Origin of the sequence: Bradyrhizobium sp. (genome assembly GCF_022844465.1) — a bacterium.
Taxonomy (GTDB): domain Bacteria; phylum Pseudomonadota; class Alphaproteobacteria; order Rhizobiales; family Xanthobacteraceae; genus Bradyrhizobium.
Window position 1 is genome coordinate 204,599 of record NZ_JALHLP010000001.1, and the last position, 22,378, is coordinate 226,976.

Here is a 22,378-nt window from a genome sequence, read left to right on the forward strand (position 1 = left end):
GGTCACGCTCACTCCGCTGCCGTCAGCATTTTCCCGGACGCCAGCCGGGAGCACTCCGCCATGACCGCCGAGGCCCGCGCGATCGGGTTGGTCAGATAGAAATCCTCGATCGTCGTCGTGAACGGCGTCTTGTCGATCTTGCCGCCGCTGGCCGCCAACGCCTTGACGTCCTCGGCCTTGCCGGGCTCGACCTGGTCGACCCGCATCAAATGCGGCGCCGATTTGGAAATGGCCTGGCGCAGCGCCGGCAGCGAATCGTAGGGCAACCGCTTGCCCAGCACATCGGAGAGCGCGCGGATGATCGCCCAGTCCTCGCGGGCCTCGCCGGGCGGAAACGCGGCGCGATTGGCGATCTGCACCCTGCCCTCGGTGTTGACGTAGAGGCCGGATTTTTCGGTATAGGCCGCGCCCGGAAGGATGACGTCGGCGCGATGCGCGCCGCGGTCGCCATGGGTGCCGACATACACCACGAAGGTGCCGTCCGGCACCTTGACCTCGTCGGCGCCGAGCAGAAACAGCACGTCGAGTGTGCCGTAGGTCGTCATCTGCGCGAGGTTGAGGCCGCCCGGTCCGGGCGCTAAGCCGATATCCAGCGCACCGACGCGGGAGGCGGTATCCTGCAGCACGGCAAAGCCGTTCCAGCCGTCCTTGAACGCGCCGAGGTCAGCCGCGATCTTTGCCGCCAGCGCCAGCACCGCCGCGCCATCGTGGCGGGCGAACGCCCCGGCGCCGACCAGCACGATCGGCTTTGCGGCTTCCTTCAGCACGTTGGCAAAGGAATGCTTGCCGCCGGCGAGTTCGCCGAGCGAATCCGTACCCGCGCCGAGATAGTCGTAATCATAGGTGAGATCGGCCCTGGCGCCGATCACGCCGACCTTGAGTTGACCGGTGCGCCAGCGCTTGCGGATGCGCGCGTTGAGGACGGCCGCTTCCTTGCGCGGGTTCGAGCCGATGATCAGCAGCGCGTCGGCCTGCTCGATGCCGGCAATGGTCGGGTTGAAGATGTAGCTCGCGCGGCCGGCGCGGGGGTCGAAGGCATCGCCGCCCTGTACCGCCAGATTGGCGGAGCCGCACTTCGCCAACAGCTCCTTCAGCGCGAACATCTCCTCGACCGCCGCAAGATCGCCGGCCACCGCGCCGATCCGCCGCCCGTCGATTCGACCGGCCTTGGCGGCGATAGCAGCAAAAGCCTCGGGCCAGGACGTGGCGCGGAGCTTGCCGTTCTCGCGGATATAGGGCCGGTCAAGCCGCTGCGTCCGCAAGCCATCGACGATGTGGCGGGTCTTGTCGGAAATCCATTCCTCGTTCACGGCCTCGTTGATCCGCGGCAGGATCCGCATCACCTCGCGGCCGCGGGTGTCGACGCGGATCGCCGAACCGACGCCGTCCATGACGTCGACCGACTGCGTCTTGCCAAGTTCCCACGGGCGCGCGGCGAACGCATAGGGTTTCGAGGTCAGCGCGCCGACGGGGCAGATATCGACCAGATTGCCCTGCAGTTCCGAACTCAGCGCCTGTTCCAGGTAGGTCGTGATCTCCATGTCCTCGCCACGGCCGGTGGCGCCCATTTCCGGCACGCCGCACACCTCGGCGGAGAAACGGACGCAGCGCGTGCACTGGATGCAGCGGTTCATCGACGTCTTGACCAGCGCGCCCAGGTATTTGTCCTCGACCGCGCGCTTGTTCTCGGCAAAGCGCGAGGTATCGACGCCGTAGCCCATCGCCTGGTCCTGCAGGTCGCACTCGCCGCCCTGGTCGCAGATCGGGCAATCCAGCGGGTGGTTGATCAGCAGGAATTCCATCACGCCTTCGCGCGCCTTCTTCACCATCGGCGAACGCGTCGAGATTTCCGGCGGCTCGCCCTTCGGGCCGGGCCGGCAGTCGCGCACGCCCCAGGCGCAGCTCGCCACCGGCTTCGGACCACCCTTCACCTCGACCAGGCACATCCGGCAATTGCCGGCGATCGACAGCCGCTCGTGGTAGCAGAAGCGCGGAATCTCGGCGCCCGCCGCCTCGCACGCCTGCAGCAGCGTGTACTCTGCGGGCACATCGATCTCTTTGCCGTCGATGATCAGTTTGGTCATGGCTGTCTCACGTCTTTCCCGGCTTGCATTCCGGCGGTGCAACGCTGGCGGCCTTCAGCGACGCCCGGATCCACTGCCGGGTCTCGGGGCCGTAAGTGTCGAGAAAGGCCGGCTCCACGGCGCCCCTTTCGCACAGGAACGGCAAATGCGGCTTTAGTTCGTAGTCACAGGAGGCCCGCCACTCGCGCTTGTCGGCGAAAGCGGCGATCGTCTCCTCGCAGGCATAGAGAAAATACGAGACAAAGCTCTCATATTGCTCCCGTTCATTGCGGCCGGCGGCCTTGATGGCCTCGTAGTCGGGCAGCGAGAATTTCGGGTTCTTGAACGCGAGATCTGTATAGCCGAGAAACGCCTGCCGCGCGCTCGTCGCCCGGTTGTTGCTCCGGATCTCCTCGACCTGCAACATGATCGCGATAACGCCGAGCAGGGCCACCCCCGCCTGCGCCATCTGCGCCAGCGTCCCGTATCTCTGCCACCAGAAGCCCGATTGCGCCATCGGCATCACTCCGCCGCGACCATGTGCGTGGGATCGCGCACGCCGGCGTCGTCGATGTCGGCCTTGTGCGAATACTGGTCGATGCGCGCCTCGATCTCGTGGCGGAAATGGGTGATCAGTCCCTGGATCGGCCATGCGGCGGCGTCGCCGAGCGCACAGATGGTGTGGCCTTCGACCTGCTTGGTCACCTCCAACAGCATGTCGATCTCGCGCTTGTGGGCGCGGCCCTCGGCCATGCGCGTCAGCACCCGCCACATCCACCCCGTGCCCTCGCGGCAGGGGGTGCACTGGCCGCAGCTCTCGTGCTTGTAGAAATAGGAGATCCGCGCGATCGCCCGGATCAGGTCGGTCGACTTGTCCATCACGATCACGGCGGCGGTGCCGAGGCCGGAGCGCAACTTTCCGAGGCTGTCGAAATCCATCGGCGTGTCGATGATCTGATCGGCCGGCACCATGCGCACCGACGAGCCGCCGGGGATCACGGCCTTCAGATTGTCCCAGCCGCCGCGAACGCCGCCGCAATGCCGCTCGATCAATTCACGGAACGGAATCCCCATCGCCTCTTCGACGTTGCAGGGCCGCTCGACATGGCCGGAAATGCAAAACAGCTTGGTGCCGACATTGTTGGGCCGGCCGATGGCGGCAAACCACGCCGCGCCGCGCCTGAGAATGTCGGGCGCGACCGCGATCGATTCGACGTTGTTGACGGTGGTCGGACAGCCATAGAGCCCGACATTGGCCGGGAACGGCGGTTTCAGCCGCGGCTGGCCCTTCTTGCCCTCGAGGCTCTCCAGCAGCGCCGTCTCCTCGCCGCAGATATAGGCGCCGGCGCCGTGGGCGACATAGATGTCGAACGGCCAGCCATTGACGTTGTCCTTGCCCACCAGCTTCGCCGCATAGGCCTGATCGATCGCGGCCTGCAGATGCTCGCGCTCGCGGATGAACTCGCCGCGCACATAGATGTAGCAGGCATGCGCGTTCATCGCGAAGCTCGCCAGCAGGCAGCCCTCGACCAGGAGATGCGGATCGTGCCGCATGATCTCCCGATCCTTGCAGGTGCCGGGTTCGGACTCGTCGGCATTGACCACGAGATAGCTCGGCCGGCCGTCGGTCGATTCCTTCGGCATGAACGACCATTTCAAACCGGTCGGAAAGCCGGCGCCGCCGCGGCCCCGAAGGCCCGACGCCTTCATCTCGTTGATGATCCAGTCGCGGCCCTTGTCGATGATCGTCCTGGTGCCGTCCCACGCGCCGCGGCGACGTGCGCCCTCCAGCCCCCAATCGTGAAGGCCGTAGAGGTTCCTGAAGATGCGATCCCTGTCGTCGAGCATGACTTGAAGCTTCCTAAAGGATCAGCGATTGGACTGGGCGTAGGCGAGACCCGCGGCGCAGCCGCCGAAGATCATCGCCCACAACAGGCTGGATTCCAGCGTCGCGCTCAGCCCGTAGCGCTGCAGGACAAAAATGAACGCCGCCGCCACGATCGCATGCATGCCGATATAGCGCCATTTGCTCATCGCGCTGTCCCTCTCCGGCCCTTCCGCGGGCAATTTGGCGTCACGTCTCACGTTGTTTCCTTCAGCGTCGTCGGCCCGCCCACCGGCGCGGAAAACTGACGGTCGATCTGCGGTCCGGGCTTCGGCGGCTTGCCCGTGGCAAAGCCGTCCAGCACCTTGCCGAAGCTCTCGCGGGTGAGATCCTCGTAAGTATCCTTCCAGATCAGCACCATCGGCGCGTTCACGCAGGCGCCCAGGCACTCGACTTCTTCCCAGCTGAAATCGCCATCCTTCGACAGTTCGAAGGGATCATGATGGATACGGCTCTGGCACACCTCGATCAGGTCGCCGGCGCCGCGCAAGCGGCAGGGCGTGGTGCCGCAGACCTGGACATGGGCCTTGGTGCCGACCGGTTGCAGCTGGAACATGGTGTAGAAGGTCGCCACCTCGAGCACGCGGATGTAAGGCATCTCCAGCAACTCGGCGACCGCGCGGATCGCGGCTTCCGAAACCCATCCCCGATGCTGCTCCTGGGCGCGCCACAGGATCGCGATCACCGCCGACGCCTGGCGCCCTGGCGGGTATTTCGCGATCTCGTTCCTTGCAAAGGCAAGGTTCTCTTCAGAGAACGCAAAGCTCGCGGGCTGCAGTTCCTTGGGTGCGAGGCGGCGGACGGACATCGTTTCAGTCTCTCATTGCGCGCGACGCGCGGCTTTCGCATTGAGCGCGTCGATCCGGGCGAGCCAGAACGCGCTTGCGGTGCCGAACACGTTGTAGCCGACGTGGGATGAAACCTTGATCCGATCGAGAATCGAAAGGTCGGTCACGGTTTCAAAACGATTGCTGCGGGGATCGTGAACGATTAACTTCATCGGGGTTTGTTCGAGGATATGACGCGAAACAGTATGCAACGGATCATTGCCGTGCTCCTCGCAGAGCAGCATGCTGTCACCCTGCATCAGCCGCGTTCCGCCCTTCATGGCTTCGATCTCGACGCCTTCGACATCGAGTTTGACCAGGTATTTGCCGCCGACCGAAATCCTGCCGTCGTCCAGCAGATCGTCGAGGGCAATGACCGGCACTTCCTCGCCGCCCGATTGTTCGCCGGCGATGCTGAAGGCCTCGTGCTTGATGCCCGACAGACGCGCGGCGCCGCGCGCGGCGCCAATCGCGCATTTGACGGTTTCGAAACGATCGCCGTTGATCCCAGCGTTGTTGGCCAGTTTCGGAAAGTTCTGCGACGACGGTTCGATCGCGATCGCCTTGCGCGAACCGAACGGCCGGCTCGACACCAGCACCGACCAGTAGCCATAATTGGCGCCGCAATCGAGCAGCGTGTAGTCGACGTCGGCGGAGTCGCGAAACAGCAGCTCCAGTTCGTCCTCGTAGCGGAAGCTGCGGTCGAGCAGCTTGCTCCAGTAGCCGTCACCATAGGGAAACTCGAAGATGGCGTCGGGGTTGAGCTTGACCTGGATGCCGCGCGCCGGCAGCGCGGTGCGCAGGAGATTGGCGCACATGTTGTAGCCGCGATGCGAGAAATTCGCGCTCACCTTCGAACCCAGCGTCAGCGCCATTGCGGCCAGACGCTCCCACGCGTTGGCGCCGACGAGCGCGCCCGAAGCCCGGTCGAACTGGATCGGCGCCTGCGCGATCATCGATCGACCTCTCCGAACACGATGTCGAGCGAGCCAAGGATCGCCGAGACGTCGGCGAGCAGATGGCCGCGGCAGATGAAATCCATCGCCTGCAGATGGGCGAAGCCCGGCGCGCGGATCTTGCACTTGTATGGCTTGTTGGTGCCGTCGGCGACCAGATAGACGCCGAACTCGCCCTTCGGCGCCTCGACCGCGACGTAGACCTCGCCGGCGGGCACCCGAACGCCTTCGGTGTAGAGCTTGAAGTGGTGGATCAGCGCTTCCATCGAGCGCTTCATCTCACCGCGCCTGGGCGGGGCAATCTTGTTGTCCTCGACGACGACGGGCCCCTGGCCGTCGGCCGCGCGCAGTTTGGCGATGCACTGCTTCATGATGCGCACGGACTGGCGCATCTCCTCCATGCGGATGCAGTAGCGGTCGTAACAATCGCCGTTCTTGCCGATCGGGATGTCGAAATCCATCTCCGCATAGCATTCGTAAGGCTGCGACTTACGCAAGTCCCAGGCCGCGCCGGAGCCTCGCACCATGACGCCGGAAAAGCCCCACGCCCACGCCTGCGCCAGCGTCACCACGCCGATGTCGACGTTGCGCTGCTTGAAGATGCGGTTGCCGGTCAGAAGCGTTTCGAGGTCGGCCACCACCTGCAGGAACGGATCGCACCAGGCCTCGATGTCGTCGATCAGCTTTGGCGGCAGGTCCTGATGCACGCCGCCGAGGCGGAAATAGGCCGCGTGCATGCGCGAGCCGGAGGCGCGCTCGTAGAACACCATCAGCTTTTCGCGCTCCTCGAACCCCCACAGCGGCGGGGTCAGCGCGCCGACGTCCATCGCCTGGGTCGTGACATTGAGCAGATGCGACAGGATGCGGCCGATCTCGCAATAGAGCACCCGGATCAACTGGCCGCGGCGCGGCACCGCAATGCCGAGCAGCTTCTCGGCGGCGAGGCAGAACGCGTGCTCCTGGTTCATCGGGGCGACGTAGTCGAGCCGGTCGAAATAGGGAATCGCCTGCAGATACGTCTTCTGCTCGATCAGCTTTTCGGTACCGCGGTGAAGCAGGCCGATATGCGGATCGACGCGTTCGACGACTTCGCCGTCCAGCTCCAGCACAAGACGCAAAACGCCATGCGCCGCCGGATGCTGCGGCCCAAAATTGATGGTAAAATTGCGAAGGTTCTGCTCGTTCATGGTCAGGCCTTCGGCTCAGCCTTCTCGTCGCCCGGCAGCGGGTAGTCCGCGCCCTCCCATGGCGACAGGAAATCAAACTTGCGGAATTCCTGGTTGAGGCGGACGGGCTCGTAGAGCACGCGCTTCTCCTGGTCGTCGTAGCGCACCTCGACGAAGCCGGTGAGCGGAAAGTCCTTGCGCAGGGGATGGCCGTCGAAGCCGTAATCGGTCAGGAGCCGGCGCATGTCGGGATGGCCGGTGAAGATCACGCCGTAGAGGTCGTAAGTCTCGCGCTCGAACCAGTCGGCGCCGGGAAACACTTCGATGATCGACGGCACCTGGGTGGTCTCGTCGGCCTCGGCGCGCAGGCGGATGCGCTCGTTCAGGGTCGGCGACAGCAGATGATAGACCACGTCAAAGCGCTTCTCGCGGCCGGGATAATCCACCGCCGTCACGTCGGTGAAGCTGACGAAACGCAGCGAGGGATCGTCGCGCAGGAATTTGACGACCTCGACGACCCGGCGCGCATCGATCGTGACCGTGAGCTGGTTGAACGCAATGGAATGGGCGCTCGCCGCGCCGGGAAGCGCGCTCACGATCGTCTGCCCAAGGGCGTCGAGCCTGCCGTCGTCCATTTCCTGAAACCTTAGCGTTCGATGGTCCCGATGCGCCGGATCTTCTTCTGCAGCAGCAGCACGCCGTAGAGCAGCGCCTCCGCCGTCGGCGGGCATCCCGGCACGTAGATGTCGACCGGCACGATGCGGTCGCAGCCGCGCACGACCGAGTAGGAATAGTGGTAGTAGCCGCCGCCATTGGCGCATGATCCCATCGAGATGACGTAGCGCGGCTCGGGCATCTGGTCGTAGACCTTGCGCAGCGCCGGCGCCATCTTGTTGGTCAGCGTACCCGCCACGATCATGACGTCGGACTGCCGCGGCGAGGCGCGCGGGGCGAAACCGAAGCGCTCAATGTCGTAACGCGGCATCGACACCTGCATCATCTCCACCGCACAGCAGGCGAGCCCGAACGTCATCCACATCAGCGATCCCGTGCGCGCCCAGGTGATCAGGTCGTCGGTGGCGGCCACGAAGAAGCCCTTGTCGGAGAGCTCGTGGTTGACCTCAAGGAAGTACGGATCATTGGCGCCGACCGGCCGGCCGGTGGCGGGATCGAGGATGCCCTTTGGCGCCGGCGCGATATCAGGCGAAGAATTCATTATTGCCGTCGGGCTCAATCCCATTCCAGCGCGCCCTTCTTCCACTCATAGGCAAAACCGACCGTGAGGACGGCGAGGAACATCATCATCGACCAGAAGCCCGTAGCGCCGAGCTTGCCGAAGGCGACCGCCCACGGAAACAGGAACGCCACTTCGAGGTCGAAAATGATGAAGAGGATCGCGACCAGGTAGAAGCGCACATCGAACTTCATGCGGGCGTCGTCGAACGCGTTGAATCCGCATTCATAAGCGGAAAGCTTTTCCGGATCGGGTTGCTGGAACGCGACCAGGAACGGCGCAATCAGAAGCGCCAGGCCGATCAGGCTTGCGACCCCTATGAACACCACAAGCGGGAGGTAATTGTGCAGGATGCCGCTCATCGGCGTTGCCTTTTTTCCGCGGTTTCAAGGCCCGCAGATTCGCTGATTTCAATTGTTCTGGAGGCTTAGCGCAGCGCAACAGAGGGCGCAAGACAAGCCGCCTTGTCGGCTCTCGCGGCCGGTTCGGCGCGGCAAGGTCGGCCTCAACGGAGATTCCAACGGGCAACACACGACGAGACCATGACGAGTTGCGCGACGAGGCGAAGCGTAAGGTCGGTGGTAATTGGCCGGACGCTTCGCTTGTTCAAAATGCGCCGCCGCCCGTTGATGGGAAGGGTTTTGGTCTCACCCGGCTTGCCGATCCTCTTCAAACTGATCCCGCCGATGGTCTCGCCGTTCCCCCTTGTTTTTGTTCCCGTTTTTGCATCCTTTCCTCGGACACGGGCTTCGGCACGCCACGTCGGGAAACGGCCCAATCAACCAGATGAAACCATTTTGCGGAGCGCGCGAAACGATTTTGAAACATACGGGGCCTAAACGTGTTGACAACAGAGGACGCCAAACGGCGCCCGGGAGGCTCCCATGAATCACTCCATTCACTCGGCGGACCGCAGCACCCATCTGAAGATCGTGATCGTCGCCCTTGTCGCCGGCATCGCGGTGGCGGTCCTTGGCATTTCCGCCCGCACCGGTTCGGATTTGACCCAGACGGCGCAGGTCGTAAAAGCGGGCAAGCCGGTGGTCGTCACCAGCTCTGGAACTTCAACGGTTCGTTAGACAATATCGCCCGACGAGATTCATGACGGCCGCCCTCGGGCGGCCTTTTTGCTGGCGGCGGGCATTGTTGATAACGACGCGCTTTGCGGCAGCTTCCGGGGATCAGCGGCAAAATCCAAAATGGCGCGAGAGACGGGACTCGAACCCGCGGCCTCCGCCGTGACAGGGCGGCGCTCTAACCAACTGAGCTACTCCCGCGGATGCCAGATCGTGATCCGCGCAGCACCGAGGGCATAAAGGCCTGCCCCGTCTTAGTCAAGGCGGTTGCAAATCCCTGCGTCAACCGGGCATTTCTTTGATGCCATTGCAAATAATGCCGTGTTTTAAGGTAGAACGGCATAGGCGATCACCACCCGAATCGTTTAAGGCCTGCCACATCGGGGTTTCTTGAACCGTTTCCGCTCCGGCTGCATTGCTGTTCGGGTATTCAAGGCACGGCGCCACGCGTCTTGCCCGGCGCGACCCGGTGTTCCCGAACGCGCTTGAGACATTCATTCATCAGGAGGGCCAGACATGGCAAAGAAAGCAGCGTCCCCAGCAACGATCACACTCAAGCACCTGGCAGCCGCGCTCGCGGAGGACCATGAATTGTCCAAGAAGGACGCCGAGGCGATCCTGACCGGCATGGTCGACAAGATCGCCAAGCACTTGAAGAAAGGCGAGCGGATCCGGATCGTCGGCCTTGGCATCCTTCAGGTCCGCAAGCGGGCCGCCCGCATCGGCCGCAACCCCGCCACCGGCGAACCGATCCAGATCAAGGCCAGCAAGAAAGTCGCCTTCCGCGCCGCCAAGGAACTCAAGGAAGCGGTCTGACGCGACGCGCTTTCGGTCAGTGCCAGAAGCGCCATTCCGGGCGGGGCCCGGGATGGCGCTTTTCTGCTATAGAGCCTTCCCCGTTCCTCATCGCTTTCGGACCGTCATGCCGGCTTCGCCCTTGGCCTTCACCCACACCGTTACCGAGCGCTTCCTGCGCTATGCCGTGATCGACACCCAGTCCGATCCGGCCTCGCTTACCTGCCCCTCGACCGAGAAGCAGAAAAACCTGGGGCGGCTGCTCGTCGCCGAATTGCAGGCGATTGGCCTTGGCGACGCCCATCTCGACGCGCACGGCTATGTCTACGCCACGATCCCGGCCAATACCGACAAGGAAGTCCCGGTGATCTGCTTCTGCTCGCACATGGACACTTCGCCTGATTGCACCGGCGCGAACGTCAAGCCGCAGATCGTGCGCAATTACCGCGGCGGCGACATCCCGTTGCCGGCCGATCCCGCGCAGGTGATCCGCGCCGCCGATCATCCCGCGCTGGCCGACCAGATCGGCCATGACATCATCACAACTGACGGCACCACGCTGCTCGGGGCCGACAACAAGGCCGGCCTCGCCGAGATCATGGACGCGGCGCAATTCCTGGTCGACCACCCCCACATCAGGCACGGGACCATCAAGATCCTGTTCACGCCGGACGAGGAGATCGGCCGCGGCGTCGACAAGGTCGACCTGAAAAAGCTCGGCGCCGATTTCGCCTATACGATGGACGGCGAGACCGCCGGACATATCGAGGACGAAACCTTCTCGGCGGATGGCGTCACCATCCACATCGAGGGCGTCTCCACCCATCCGGGCTTTGCCAAGGGCAGGATGGAGCACGCCATCAAGATCGCGGCCGCCATCATCGACCGCCTGCCCAAGGACACCTGCTCGCCCGAGACCACCGAGGGCAAGCAAGGTTTTCTGCATCCGGTCGGCATTTCCGGAGCGCTGGAGAAAGCCGAAATCGGATTCATCGTGCGCGACTTCACCGATGAGGGGTTGAAGCAAAAGGAAGCCCTGCTCGAAGGCATCGTCAAAGGGGTGATGAAGGACTACCCGCGCTCGACCTACCGGATGGAGGTCAAGGCGCAATACCGCAACATGAAGCAGGTGATCGACCGCCACCCCGAAATCATCGACTACGCCATCGAGGCGATCCGCCGCGCCGGGCTAAAGCCGGTGCGCAGCTCGATCCGCGGCGGCACCGACGGCTCGCGGCTGTCGTTCATGGGCCTGCCCTGCCCCAACATCTTTGCCGGCGAACACGCCTTCCATTCGCGGCTGGAATGGGTCAGCCGCCAAGACATGGAGGCCGCGGTGCGCACCATCGTGCACCTGGCGATGATCTGGGAAGAGCGGGCGTGAGCCGCTTCGGAATCAAAATTTCGAAAACAACCCCATGCAAAGGAGCGATCGGGCCAGATTGACGGTATTCAGGTAGCGTTTGCGGTGACGATCCAGACCGATCCCGGAAGCGGCACGGCATCCCCCTTCGCGAACGGCGTCAGCGCTTCGCGGATCGATGCCGCTGCCGCTTTGCGCAGCTCTTCCGGCTGCCCTTCCAGCGCACGACTGACCGGGCCGATCTCCAGCGCGCCCTGCACCGCGCCGTCGAGGCCGCGACCGATCGCGGCGTCGAGCAGCAGCGGACACGCCTCCATTTCGACGCCCGTAAAGCCGGCCTCACCCAGGATACGCCGCACGCGCGCCTCCGAGGCGAACGCAAACGGTCCGGGGTCTTCCGGCCCCTGCTGCGGAAGCTTCGGTACATGCTTGTAGGCGGCCGCAAGCGGCGCCATGAAGAACGGATTTTCACGCGGCTCTCGCCAGCAGGCAAACGCCAGCCGCCCCGACGGCTTGAGCGCCTTGCGCATGTTCGAAAACGACAGCACGGGATCGGCGAAGAACATCACGCCGAAGCGCGGGGCCAGCAGATCGAAGCTGGCCGGCGCAAACGGGTAGACGGTGGCGTCGGCAAGAACGAACTCGATCGGCAGATCCTTCGGCGCGCCCTGCCGCGCCCGTTCCAGCATCGGGCCGGATATGTCGATCCCCAGCACATGTCCTGACGGCGCGACTTCCTGCGCGAACGCGACCGTGGTGGCGCCGCTGCCGCAGCCGACATCGATGACCCGCTCGCCCGGCTCAAGCTTCGCCCGGTCGATCACGAGATCGGCGACCGGCTTGAGCAGCACATCCTGCGTCGCCTGACGATCGGCCCAGCGCCGGCCGGCCGGACCGTTCCAGTAGGCGACCTGGTCGGCGTTGTGCTCGTGGCTGGTGGGGATGCTCATGGGCGCTCTCGCTCACTCTCGCAGACAACGACGAACCCGATCGCCTCATCCAGGCGACAGGCGCTTGACCAGCCGCGCCGGACTTCCGCCCATCACCACGTTCGACTCGACATCTGACACAACCAGGGAGCCGGCCATCAACTGCACATGGTCGCCAATCGTCCGGTTCGGAACCACCGCGCTTTTCATGCCGAAAAAGCAATTGACGCCGGTCCTTACTCCGCCTCCGAACGTAACGCCGACTGTCACCTGCGAGAGGTCGCCAAGCACGCAGTCGTGATCGACGCTGGAAAGCGTGTTGATGATTGTATCCCGCCCGATCCTCGCTCTTGAGCCCACAACCGCGCCGGCACAAACAACGGCACCGCTCTCGATTTCGGCGTCCCTCGCAACGAACGCCGTCGGGGCGATGCAAGCGGGCATGTTCGCGCCCACCGCACGCAGCCGTGACGCGCACAACGCACGCGCCTCGTTCGACCCGATGCCGAGATAGACTTCGCCGGGCGGCAGTTCGCGAAAATATTCTTCTTCCGACAGCGTGGTTCCAGGCAGCGTCGCCGGACCAACCGGCTGCTGGACGACGAACACGGGCGAGGCAGCAAGAAACGACGCGATCACACGCGCATGGCCGCCTCCGCCAAAGATGTACGCCTTAGCCATTGGATTTTCTCGTCAGGACATAGGCCATCAACAGACCGTCGCTCTTCCGGGACAACGAAGTCTCGATGTCGAGTAGCTCAGCTGTCCGCCCTCGCCCCTGTCTACCGCCCCGCGAGGTGTGAACGCAAGCGACGGCAGCGGTTTGCGGTTCGAGACAACCGAGGCGTAACGCGGAATTAATCTCCACACCGTACAATCTCCGGCAGTTCTAGTTGGGTGCCGCGTAAAGGAGCCGTCGCGACGGACCACCCGCGACGGCTCCTTTTTTTTGTTCACCCATTTGAGTGAGGTTTATGCACGTGACCGAGACAACGGAAAAGCAGAACCAAACCGAACAACCCGAAGCCACGATACCGACCAAAAAATCGAGCCGGAAATCGGTTCTGGCGCTGGCGGTGCTCGCGCTTGGAATAAACTCCACCGCGGCGATCTATACGATGTCGCCTGCCGGCTTTGATCTTCCCAATATCAACCTGCCGAGCATGAGCAGCCTGGCCGAACTGCTTCCGCACCAGAAAGCTTCCGATCCATTCGTGGATCCGGTGGTCGCCACACTGACCGCGCTGCAGGAGAATAAAGCCCTGTTGCAGGAAAACTCGGTTCTGCTGCTGCAGGATTCAATTGCGATTGCTTCCCTGCGGCAGAGCGTCATGGACGAGCAATCCGGTGTAAAGAAGATATCCGCCCAGATCGCGGACGAACATCAGGACGTGAAGAAGATCTCTGCCCAGATCTCCGCGCTGACGGCCAAGGTCGACTCGCTGAGATATGCGATGAGCCCGGAATTCACCTCGTCGATTTCGGCAAGGCACGCAAACCGGCTGGCCCGGGCAGCGCGCAAGAAGATGGCCCGGCAGCCTAACCCTGTCGGACCCATTTCGCTTGGAGGAGCCCCCTTGACTCTCCCGGCGACCACGCCAGCTCCAGAGAGCTGAAGAACAGGCAAGCCGGCGTGGGGCTTCGGTCGTGCGCCTGGACAGCCCGCCTTCGCTCTTCGAGTTACGGCGAGACAGCTTCCGGCGCAGAGAAACTTGTAGCTGCCACTGTTGCAGAGTGAGGGCTGGCTTGCCCAGCCGAAGCCCTCAGGGCGAAGGCTGGTAGGCTGGTAGGCGGTGACGGATTCGAACCGCCGACCCTCTCGGTGTAAACGAGATGCTCTAACCAGCTGAGCTAACCGCCCTTGCCTCCTATTTACCGCCCCGCGAGGTGTGAACGCAAGCGACGGCAGAGCCGGGTAGTGTCTCAGTTTGAAATTAGCGAGCCCGACACGGCCATGCCTTTCGAAGCCCATCAATAGCCAACAACAAAAATGGCAAGTGAAGCTGTTCGGGTTTATCTTCGATATATTTAATAACGACAGCCCGGGCTTTATCTATTGTAACGCCGTCTGGCGGGCAGAACTTACCTTTTGGGGCTAGGTGATCGCTGAAGGCGAGAAGGTAGAGTACTTGTATTTGGCCTATGCAGATGCCCTTCGCCCATTCCGATTCAGTTGGCCTTTCCTTGCAAGCCGCCAAAATATGTCCGGCACTCAGCGCCTTCATCGTGTCGTAGGGGGAATTCTGTGCCGGTGCTTCTGCAGGCAACAGCGCAAGAGCGAATGCAATAAAAGCTGGGGCGTACTTCATAACAACGTCCCTCTTGCGAAGCTTGCCGCTAAGCATGTAGCTTATAGGACATGCCGGTAAGTCGTCAAAAGGAAGAGCGCATGTGGGAGTTGGCCTACCAAATGGCCCGCTCTGGCGAACATTCTGGCTATCAATCAATAGAATGGGCTCTGCGCGACAAGGGGTTTTCTCGCGCGCGGATGTTACTTGATGATGCAGCCGTTAGGGAAAAACTGAATTGCATGTGCGCCGAATCCAAGAAGGGCGCAGATTAAATGCCCCGAAGCCCTAAAGGCGAGAAGCGGCCAGCCGACGCCATCGGCAACGCCGTCCATGTCATGAGGATCGCGACGGGCGAAATTGACGACCTGATCACGGATGACGGCAAGAACGCAGCCGCTGTGGCGCTGGGTCGCATGGGCGGGAAGGCGCGGGCGGAAGGGATGACGGCCAAGCGGAGGAAAGAAATAGCAAAAAAGGCCGCGAAAGCTCGCTGGACGTTATCGGAATAGGTTCAGAATATTTTAGCTTGTTTTGGACAGGATAGAGGTATAAGCTCTCATTGAACCATTATTATTTCGAGGGATAGTATGCCAGTTCGTTGTCGTGAGGAAGCGGAAAAGGTGCTCGGTCCCCACTTTGATGACTTTGCATCGATCGTCTTGGAAAGTGTCCGGTTCTACTACGAGTTCTATGGCCAACGAGCGCACACCCATGAATCTTGGACTCGCTGTTCAATCATCCGAGATGAAATAAAAGAGCGGATGACCGTCTATTGCGAAGCGACAAAAGGGCTGCAACCGCTCAGGGATGGCAATGCCACCTATTTTGGGGCTCACAGCAAGTTCACTCTGCGCATCAAGAAACTCTTTGACGACCTCCACGCCAACACCGGCAAGACCCAAATCTCTTTCGATTTCGATCACCAGACGCCGGTTCCCGGCGAACTTTTCTCCGACGATGACCTGACGCACATCTATCTCGGCTACGTCGCGACCGAAAACGACCCACTGAACCCGCCGATCTATTTGGTTTGCAATAACGAGGCTGGCGGAATTGCGTGGGAAATTTCACTAACCGGCCGCACGCCCCCGCCAGGAACCGGGATCACACCGTTGCCGTCCGTACCGCCTGCCGACGAACCGCGCCGTATTCGCGTTAGGCCAAACGTAGAGAAGAAGGCTGGAAATGAATAAAGCATTCAATGGCGAGCTACTCGCTCTGGCTCGGCAGACTCGCAAGGTCAGCCAGCCTGAGCTCGTGGCCGCCTTGAACGGTGCGGTTTCCCAAGCTCAGCTATCAAAGATAGAACATGGGCAGATTCAGCCGGACGAAAAGCTAAAGGAAAAGTTGGCGCTGGCGCTTAAATACCGCCCCGATTTTTTTTGTAACCCTGTCTACCAGAGGATGGACCCCGTTAGTTTTCATCGGAAGAGGAAAAAACTAGCGGCTCGAGACCGTGATGCCATTCATGGCCAGTCAGAGGTGTACCGGATCAATTTAAAGAAGCTGCTTCCCTCAGTTGAATTGGAAACACGGTTGCCATCCGTCCCGGCAATTGATCCGGACCAATACGCGGGCGACATCCCAAAAATTGCTTTGACGGTCAGGCAGCGTTGGGGGATTCCGCGCGGTCCGATTAAAGACCTAACCAAACTGGTTGAAGATGCCGGCGTGGTGGTCGTCGCTTTTGATTTTGGTACCCCCCTTATTGACGGCTTTTGTCAACATGCCGGCGATGATTTGCCGCCGGTCATTTTCATAAATTTGAGACAACCAAAGGATCGGTACCGGTTCAGTTTGGCGCACGAACTCGGCCACCTAGTGATGCATCAAACCCCCAATCCGGAGCAGGAAGTTCAAGCAAATCTTTTTGCTTCTGAGCTTTTGATGCCGACGCCAGAAGTACGGCCGCAATTCTACAATCTTTCGATCAGCAAGTTTATGGAGTTGAAGCTCTATTGGGGTGCCTCTATGCAGGCCTTGATCTACAAGGCTTGGCAAACGGGCCGGATTTCTGATCGCATGTTTAAGTACTATAATATCGAGATGGCGAAGCGCGGCTTCAAAACCAAAGAACCGGTTGAATGGAACGGCAGCGCCGAAAGCCCCTCAACACTGAGCCAGCTAATAGCGACATACACAAATGAGTTGGGTTATTCGGTTGGCGATCTGAGCCAGTTGCTGGGGCTATTAGATGAGGAAATCACCGACCTTTATCAGCTTGCGGGCAAGCGGAAGCCCCTATTGCGGCTAGTGGTCTGAACTGAACATCCATCTTGACGCTAAAAATCAGATGCCGAAATTTCAAACTGAGACACTACCCAGAGCCGACAAATCGCCTAAATCTGGAGGTTCCGTACGCACAAAAACGGCGCCCGCAGGCGCCGTTCCGTCATTCGCAATTATCAGGCTCAATGCGCGGTCAGTCCGCCGGCCGCTTCGTCGGACGCGTCGGGCTTCACTTCGACCTTGGTGTCCTCTTCCCAGACGATCGGCACCGGGGTGCGGACCAGCGCTTTAGCCACGGCCTCGTCCAGCCGTGCGACCGGGATGATCTCCATGCCGCCCTTGATCGCATCGGAAATCTCCGTGAGATCCTTGGCGTTGTCCTCGGGGATCAGCACCGTCTTGATGCCGCCGCGGGCGGCCGCCAGCAGCTTCTCCTTGAGGCCGCCGATCGGCAGCACGCGCCCTCGCAAGGTAATCTCGCCGGTCATGGCGACATCATGCCGGACCGGAATGCCGGTCATGACCGAGATGATCGCGGTCGCCATCGCCACGCCCGCCGACGGCCCGTCCTTCGGGGTCGCTCCCTCGGGCACGTGGACGTGGATGTCGCGGCGGTCGAACATCGGCGGCTCGATGCCATAAACGATCGCCCGCGAGCGGACGTAGGACGCCGCCGCCGAGATCGACTCCTTCATCACGTCGCGCAGATTGCCGGTGACCGTCATCTTGCCCTTGCCCGGCATCATGACGCCCTCGATGGTCAGCAGCTCGCCGCCGACATCGGTCCAGGCCAGACCGGTGACGATGCCGACCTGCGGCTCGCTCTCGATCTCGCCGAAACGGTACTTCGGCACGCCGAGGAACTCTTCCAGCGCCTTCTCGGTGACCCTGACCGACTTCTTCTTGGAGATCATCAGCTCCTTCACCGCCTTGCGGGCGAGTGTCGACAGCTCACGCTCCAGGTTACGCACGCCCGCTTCGCGGGTGTAGCGGCGGATCATCAGCAGCAAGGCATCGTCGTCGATCGACCATTCCTTGGAATCCAGGCCATGCTTGGAGATCGCGTTCGGGATCAGGTGCTTGCGCGCGATCTCGACCTTCTCGTTCTCGGTGTAGCCGGCGATCCGGATGATCTCCATGCGGTCCATCAGCGGGCCGGGAATGTTGAGCGTATTCGCGGTCGTGATGAACATGACGCTGGAAAGGTCGTAGTCGACCTCCAGATAATGGTCGGCAAAGGTGCCGTTCTGCTCGGGGTCCAGGACCTCAAGCAGCGCCGAGGACGGATCGCCGCGGAAATCGGCGCCCATCTTGTCGATCTCGTCGAGCAGGAACAGCGGATTCGAGCTCTTGGCCTTGCGCATCGACTGGATGATCTTGCCGGGCATCGAGCCGATATAGGTGCGGCGGTGACCGCGGATCTCGGCCTCGTCCCTGACGCCGCCGAGCGACACGCGGACGAATTCGCGCCCCGTGGCTTTCGCGATCGACTTGCCGAGCGAGGTCTTGCCAACGCCGGGAGGCCCGACCAGGCACAGGATCGGTCCGGTCAGCTTGTTGGCGCGCGACTGAACCGCAAGGTACTCGACGATGCGGTCCTTGACCTTCTCCAGCCCATAATGGTCGTTGTCCAGCACTGCCTGCGCGGCCACGAGGTCCTTCTTGACCTTGGACTTCTTGTTCCACGGAATCGACAGCAGCCAGTCGAGATAGTTGCGCACGACGGTGGCCTCCGCCGACATCGGCGACATCTGCCGCAGTTTCTTCAATTCATGCTGCGCCTTCTCGCGCGCTTCCTTGGAAAGCTTGGTCTTGGCGATCTTTTCTTCCAGGTCCGCCAGCTCGTCGCGACCCTCGTCGTCGCCGAGCTCCTTCTGGATCGCCTTCATCTGCTCGTTCAGATAATACTCGCGCTGGGTCTTCTCCATCTGCCGCTTGACGCGCGAGCGGATGCGCTTCTCGACCTGCAGCACCGAGATCTCGCTCTCCATCAGGCCGAGCACCTTCTCCAGGCGCTGCGTGACCGACAACGTCTCCAGGATGCCCTGGCGATCGGCGATCTTGACGGCGAGATGCTGGGCAACCTGGTCGCTGAGCTTGGCGAAATCGGTGATCGACTGGACCACGCCGACCACTTCGGCTGAGATCTTCTTGTTCAGCTTCACATAGCTTTCGAAATCGGACACAACCGAGCGCGCCAGGGCTTCGGCTTCAACCGAAGTGGCGTCGGTGTCGGCGAGCGCCACCGCGGTGGCCTCGTAATATTCGCTGCGGTCGGAATATTTCTGCACGCGCGCGCGCTCCAGCCCTTCGACCAGCACCTTCACGGTGCCGTCGGGGAGCTTCAGGAGCTGCAGGACGCTGGCAAGCGTACCGACCTCATAGATCGATTCCGGGCTTGGATCATCGTCGGAGGCATTCTTCTGGGTCGCCAGCAGGATCAGCGCGTCGTTCTTCATCACCTCTTCGAGCGCGCGGATCGATTTCTCGCGACCGACGAACAGTGGCACGATCATGTGCGGAAAAACGACGATGTCGCGCAGCGGCAGCACCGGGTAGGCGTGGCTTTCGCCGAGAACGATGGTTGGCCGGGTTTTCGGGGTGGTCATGGCCCATTCCTTCTGTTGTGCCCCCTTGCACGCAGTCCGCTGCACTTAAGCGCAACCGCCACAAGGTGCCGGGAGGTTCCGGGTCGTTTGGCCGCCTTCGCAGCCCGCGTCTACCGGATCTTCTTGCGACGAATCTCTAGCATGAATTCGTCGCCGAGAGCATTAGGTGGCTATCGACCATGGGGGTGTCAAGTCGCGGAAAAGCGCCCTGTTTTCGAGGCAACCTCCGCAAAAAACAGCTACGCTACACCGGCCGCCGGAGCATCCGGCAGCCGCGTGAACCAGTGGCAGGATCTAACCGCGCGGGCGCGGTCAGGCGCTGGCGCTGCTCTCGACGGCGCGGTCCGAACGGTCCGCGTAGATGTAGAGCGGACGGGCGGTGCCCTCGACCACTTCGCGCGAGATCACGACCTCTTCGACGCCTTCCAGGCCCGGCAGGTCGAACATGGTTTCGAGCAGGATGCTCTCCAGGATCGAACGCAGTCCGCGCGCGCCGGTCTTGCGCTCGATCGCCCTGCGGGCAACCGCGCCCAGCGCCTCGTCGGCGAAGGTGAGCTCGATGTTCTCCATTTCGAACAGCCGCTGGTACTGCTTGACCAGCGCGTTCTTCGGATCGGTCAGGATTTTCTTCAGCGACGCCTCGTCGAGATCCTCGAGCGTGGCAACCACCGGCAGTCGGCCGACGAATTCCGGGATCAGGCCGTATTTCAGCAGGTCTTCCGGCTCGACGTGGCGGAAGATCTCGCCGGTGCGGCGGTCTTCCGGCGCCAGCACCTGGGCGGCAAAGCCGATCGAGGTCGAGCGACCGCGCGCCGAGATGATCTTCTCAAGGCCCGAGAACGCGCCGCCGCAGATGAACAGGATGTTGGTGGTGTCGACCTGCAGGAACTCCTGCTGGGGATGCTTGCGGCCGCCCTGCGGCGGCACCGAGGCGACCGTGCCTTCCATGATCTTCAGGAGCGCCTGCTGCACGCCCTCGCCCGACACGTCGCGGGTGATCGAGGGATTGTCGGACTTGCGGCTGATCTTGTCGATCTCGTCGATATAGACGATGCCGCGCTGCGCGCGCTCGACGTTGTAGTCGGCCGACTGCAGCAGCTTCAGGATGATGTTCTCGACGTCCTCGCCGACATAGCCGGCCTCGGTCAGCGTCGTCGCATCCGCCATCGTGAACGGCACGTCGAGAATGCGCGCCAGCGTCTGCGCCAGCAGCGTCTTGCCCGAACCGGTGGGACCGATCAGCAGGATGTTCGACTTCGCCAGTTCGACGTCATTGTGCTTGGTCTGGTGATTGAGCCGCTTGTAGTGATTGTGGACGGCGACCGAGAGCACCTTCTTGGCGTGGTTCTGGCCGATCACGTAATCGTCCAGCACCTTGCAGATTTCCTTCGGCGTCGGGATGCCGTCGCGCGACTTCACCAGCGAAGACTTGTTCTCCTCGCGGATGATGTCCATGCACAGTTCGACGCACTCGTCGCAGATGAATACGGTCGGACCCGCGATCAGCTTGCGGACTTCATGCTGGCTCTTGCCGCAGAACGAGCAGTACAGCGTGTTCTTGGAATCGCTCGTGCCAACCTTACTCATTCCTGTCTCCGTCCGCCGTTCGACCCGTTACCCGATCGACCCATTCCGGCGCAAGCGCCGGACCTGAAAAGTAAATAGAGCAAATTCCGTACCAGAACAGACCCTAAACACGTCACGCACCGTGAGAATCACGGCTTTCTCGAATCCCCCGCGACCGTTTCCGATCCTTCACAGCCAACCATGCTGACACCCTACTATCAAGAATTCGCTAATCGGTCGCGGTCGGGGCACCGTGACAATAGCGTGATTTAGGGCCCTCGCACCGGGCGAAATGGACGAAATCGCCCGAGCGTTGCGCGATTGCCACGCCGCCAACCGGCACGAAAGCGGAACTTGCTCCCCGTCGGCGCTTGGCGCCCCTGCGCCAACAGATCGGCTGTTTTCAACCAACCGTTAAGGTGAACGCAATGCCCATTACGGGATTTTGGTCATCGCGGCTTCCTCGGGGCGCTTGTCGATCACCTTGTCGACGATCCCGAAGTCGCGGGCCATGTCGGCGGTCAGGAACTTGTCGCGCTCCAGCGCGTCCTCGATCGCCTTGTAGGTCTGCCCGGTGTGCTTCACGTAAATCTCGTTCAGGCGCTTCTTAAGATTGAGGATCTCCTGGGCATGCAACATGATGTCGGTGGCCTGGCCCTGGAACCCGCCGGAGGGCTGGTGCACCATGATGCGCGAATTCGGCAGCGAGAAGCGCATGTCCTTCTGGCCGGCGGCCAGCAGCAGCGAACCCATCGAGGCCGCCTGGCCGGTACAAAGCGTCGATACCGGCGGGCGGATGAACTGCATGGTGTCGTAGATCGCAAGCCCCGATGTCACCACGCCGCCGGGCGAGTTGATGTACATCGAGATTTCCTTTTTCGGGTTCTCGGCTTCGAGGAACAGAAGCTGCGCGACAACCAGCGTCGACATGCCGTCCTCGACCGGACCGGTCATGAAGATGATGCGCTCCTTCAGCAGGCGCGAGAAAATGTCGTAGGCGCGTTCACCGCGGTTGGTCTGCTCGACCACCATCGGAACGAGGTTCATGTAGGTTTCGACGGGATCGCGCATTAGTCACCCCAGGGGTTCAAGACGGACAAGGTTCACGGCAGAAGCGGGTTCAAGACGGACAAGGGTTCAAGCACAGAATCAGGCGGGTGGGCGACCCTCCGTCGGCAAGACCGCCAATCCGTGGCTGGTCGCGATTTGCCGCGCGTCGGACGGACGCCCCGTGATGCAGGACTTCAGCACAGGGCTCATGTTAACGAGCCGCCCACAGATATGGGCCAATTTCCCGGCCACAAGACCGGAGCATTGCGCGCCGAAGGCGCGGAGTTCAAGCTGATTCGCGGGCAATCTCATAGCGACAGATTCGGTCGCCAAGGCGCC

The 22,378-nt window shown here is 62.0% G+C and carries 23 protein-coding genes and 2 tRNA genes; 7 read left to right on the plus strand and 18 right to left on the minus strand.

What is annotated here, in order from left to right; translation table 11 throughout:
• Nucleotides 1–8: 8 nt before the first annotated feature.
• The 10 genes from nuoG to Q0D31_RS01050 are packed head-to-tail and all read right to left on the minus strand — an operon-like array spanning nucleotide 9 to nucleotide 8,493.
• The gene (gene nuoG, locus Q0D31_RS01005) at nucleotides 9–2,084 is read right to left on the minus strand and encodes an NADH-quinone oxidoreductase subunit NuoG (RefSeq protein WP_291842395.1); all 2,076 of its coding nucleotides are present in this window, start codon (nucleotides 2,082–2,084) and stop codon (nucleotides 9–11) included.
• Nucleotides 2,085–2,091: 7 nt separating this feature from the next.
• The gene (locus Q0D31_RS01010) at nucleotides 2,092–2,580 is read right to left on the minus strand and encodes a hypothetical protein (protein ID WP_291842397.1); all 489 of its coding nucleotides are present in this window, start codon (nucleotides 2,578–2,580) and stop codon (nucleotides 2,092–2,094) included.
• A gap of 5 nt (nucleotides 2,581–2,585) precedes the next feature.
• Nucleotides 2,586–3,911 carry an NADH-quinone oxidoreductase subunit NuoF gene (gene nuoF, locus Q0D31_RS01015; protein WP_291842399.1) on the minus strand — a complete coding sequence of 442 codons (1,326 nt, stop codon included), beginning with the start codon at nucleotides 3,909–3,911 and terminating at the stop codon, nucleotides 2,586–2,588.
• A gap of 21 nt (nucleotides 3,912–3,932) precedes the next feature.
• Nucleotides 3,933–4,097, minus strand: coding sequence for a hypothetical protein (locus Q0D31_RS01020; RefSeq protein ID WP_291842401.1), 165 nt, complete (start codon nucleotides 4,095–4,097; stop codon nucleotides 3,933–3,935).
• Nucleotides 4,098–4,144: 47 nt separating this feature from the next.
• Nucleotides 4,145–4,756, minus strand: coding sequence for an NADH-quinone oxidoreductase subunit NuoE (nuoE, locus tag Q0D31_RS01025; RefSeq protein WP_291842403.1), 612 nt, complete (start codon nucleotides 4,754–4,756; stop codon nucleotides 4,145–4,147).
• A 12-nt stretch (nucleotides 4,757–4,768) separates the two neighbouring features.
• A complete protein-coding gene (locus tag Q0D31_RS01030; protein WP_291842406.1) occupies nucleotides 4,769–5,731 on the minus strand; it encodes an FkbM family methyltransferase in 963 nt (320 codons plus the stop codon).
• Complete coding sequence (locus tag Q0D31_RS01035) at nucleotides 5,728–6,918, minus strand: NADH-quinone oxidoreductase subunit D (protein ID WP_291842408.1); 1,191 nt, start codon at nucleotides 6,916–6,918, stop codon at nucleotides 5,728–5,730. The genes Q0D31_RS01030 and Q0D31_RS01035 overlap by 4 nt, the downstream gene beginning before the upstream one ends.
• Before the next feature lie 2 nt (nucleotides 6,919–6,920).
• A complete protein-coding gene (locus tag Q0D31_RS01040; RefSeq protein WP_291842410.1) occupies nucleotides 6,921–7,532 on the minus strand; it encodes an NADH-quinone oxidoreductase subunit C in 612 nt (203 codons plus the stop codon).
• Nucleotides 7,533–7,543: 11 nt separating this feature from the next.
• Nucleotides 7,544–8,137 carry an NADH-quinone oxidoreductase subunit B gene (locus tag Q0D31_RS01045; protein WP_291842412.1) on the minus strand — a complete coding sequence of 198 codons (594 nt, stop codon included), beginning with the start codon at nucleotides 8,135–8,137 and terminating at the stop codon, nucleotides 7,544–7,546.
• On the minus strand, nucleotides 8,128–8,493 hold the full coding sequence (locus tag Q0D31_RS01050) for an NADH-quinone oxidoreductase subunit A (RefSeq protein ID WP_291842414.1): 366 nt from the start codon (nucleotides 8,491–8,493) through the stop codon (nucleotides 8,128–8,130). Before Q0D31_RS01050 ends, Q0D31_RS01045 begins: the two co-directional genes overlap by 10 nt.
• A 522-nt stretch (nucleotides 8,494–9,015) precedes the next feature.
• Between Q0D31_RS01050 and Q0D31_RS01055 the strand changes: the two genes are divergently transcribed.
• Nucleotides 9,016–9,210: a hypothetical protein gene (locus Q0D31_RS01055; protein WP_291842416.1), complete on the plus strand. Its 195-nt coding sequence runs from the start codon at nucleotides 9,016–9,018 to the stop codon at nucleotides 9,208–9,210.
• Nucleotides 9,211–9,331: 121 nt separating this feature from the next.
• Here Q0D31_RS01055 and Q0D31_RS01060 read toward each other — a convergent pair.
• Nucleotides 9,332–9,408, minus strand: a tRNA-Asp gene (locus Q0D31_RS01060).
• Nucleotides 9,409–9,723: 315 nt separating this feature from the next.
• Here Q0D31_RS01060 and Q0D31_RS01065 point away from each other — a divergent pair.
• Both Q0D31_RS01065 and pepT read left to right on the plus strand, forming a co-directional pair.
• On the plus strand, nucleotides 9,724–10,023 hold the full coding sequence (locus Q0D31_RS01065) for an HU family DNA-binding protein (protein ID WP_291842418.1): 300 nt from the start codon (nucleotides 9,724–9,726) through the stop codon (nucleotides 10,021–10,023).
• A gap of 106 nt (nucleotides 10,024–10,129) precedes the next feature.
• On the plus strand, nucleotides 10,130–11,386 hold the full coding sequence (pepT, locus tag Q0D31_RS01070; RefSeq protein ID WP_291842421.1) for a peptidase T: 1,257 nt from the start codon (nucleotides 10,130–10,132) through the stop codon (nucleotides 11,384–11,386).
• A gap of 68 nt (nucleotides 11,387–11,454) precedes the next feature.
• Here the strand turns inward: pepT and Q0D31_RS01075 are convergent, their stop codons facing one another.
• Nucleotides 11,455–12,315, minus strand: coding sequence for a methyltransferase domain-containing protein (locus tag Q0D31_RS01075; protein ID WP_291842423.1), 861 nt, complete (start codon nucleotides 12,313–12,315; stop codon nucleotides 11,455–11,457).
• Between the two features lie 45 nt (nucleotides 12,316–12,360).
• Entirely contained in the window at nucleotides 12,361–12,975 is a 615-nt protein-coding gene (locus Q0D31_RS01080) for an acetyltransferase (RefSeq protein ID WP_291842425.1), read from the minus strand.
• 293 nt (nucleotides 12,976–13,268) lie between these two features.
• On the opposite strand from Q0D31_RS01080, the gene Q0D31_RS01085 reads away from it, so the two are divergent.
• Nucleotides 13,269–13,910 carry a hypothetical protein gene (locus Q0D31_RS01085; RefSeq protein WP_291842428.1) on the plus strand — a complete coding sequence of 214 codons (642 nt, stop codon included), beginning with the start codon at nucleotides 13,269–13,271 and terminating at the stop codon, nucleotides 13,908–13,910.
• Nucleotides 13,911–14,078: 168 nt separating this feature from the next.
• Here Q0D31_RS01085 and Q0D31_RS01090 read toward each other — a convergent pair.
• Together Q0D31_RS01090 and Q0D31_RS01095 are read right to left on the minus strand one after the other, a co-directional pair.
• A tRNA-Val gene (locus Q0D31_RS01090) sits at nucleotides 14,079–14,155 on the minus strand.
• 73 nt (nucleotides 14,156–14,228) lie between these two features.
• Complete coding sequence (locus Q0D31_RS01095; RefSeq protein WP_291842430.1) at nucleotides 14,229–14,603, minus strand: Rap1a/Tai family immunity protein; 375 nt, start codon at nucleotides 14,601–14,603, stop codon at nucleotides 14,229–14,231.
• A gap of 317 nt (nucleotides 14,604–14,920) precedes the next feature.
• Between Q0D31_RS01095 and Q0D31_RS01100 the strand changes: the two genes are divergently transcribed.
• From Q0D31_RS01100 to Q0D31_RS01110, 3 genes are all read left to right on the plus strand, one after another.
• On the plus strand, nucleotides 14,921–15,094 hold the full coding sequence (locus Q0D31_RS01100; protein WP_291842432.1) for an RNA-binding protein: 174 nt from the start codon (nucleotides 14,921–14,923) through the stop codon (nucleotides 15,092–15,094).
• Between the two features lie 78 nt (nucleotides 15,095–15,172).
• Entirely contained in the window at nucleotides 15,173–15,778 is a 606-nt protein-coding gene (locus Q0D31_RS01105; RefSeq protein WP_291842434.1) for a hypothetical protein, read from the plus strand.
• The gene (locus tag Q0D31_RS01110) at nucleotides 15,771–16,847 is read left to right on the plus strand and encodes an XRE family transcriptional regulator (RefSeq protein WP_291842436.1); all 1,077 of its coding nucleotides are present in this window, start codon (nucleotides 15,771–15,773) and stop codon (nucleotides 16,845–16,847) included. Before Q0D31_RS01105 ends, Q0D31_RS01110 begins: the two co-directional genes overlap by 8 nt.
• Before the next feature lie 149 nt (nucleotides 16,848–16,996).
• On the opposite strand, the gene lon is transcribed toward Q0D31_RS01110, so the two are convergent.
• The 3 genes from lon to Q0D31_RS01125 all read right to left on the minus strand — a co-directional run bounded on the left by lon (nucleotide 16,997) and on the right by Q0D31_RS01125 (nucleotide 22,060).
• Nucleotides 16,997–19,423 (minus strand): endopeptidase La, encoded by a 2,427-nt coding sequence (gene lon / locus Q0D31_RS01115; protein ID WP_291842440.1) that lies wholly within the window; start codon nucleotides 19,421–19,423, stop codon nucleotides 16,997–16,999.
• A 312-nt stretch (nucleotides 19,424–19,735) separates the two neighbouring features.
• Complete coding sequence (gene clpX, locus Q0D31_RS01120) at nucleotides 19,736–21,010, minus strand: ATP-dependent Clp protease ATP-binding subunit ClpX (protein ID WP_291842443.1); 1,275 nt, start codon at nucleotides 21,008–21,010, stop codon at nucleotides 19,736–19,738.
• A gap of 414 nt (nucleotides 21,011–21,424) precedes the next feature.
• The gene (locus Q0D31_RS01125) at nucleotides 21,425–22,060 is read right to left on the minus strand and encodes an ATP-dependent Clp protease proteolytic subunit (RefSeq protein WP_291842445.1); all 636 of its coding nucleotides are present in this window, start codon (nucleotides 22,058–22,060) and stop codon (nucleotides 21,425–21,427) included.
• Between the last annotated feature and the right edge of the window lie 318 nt (nucleotides 22,061–22,378).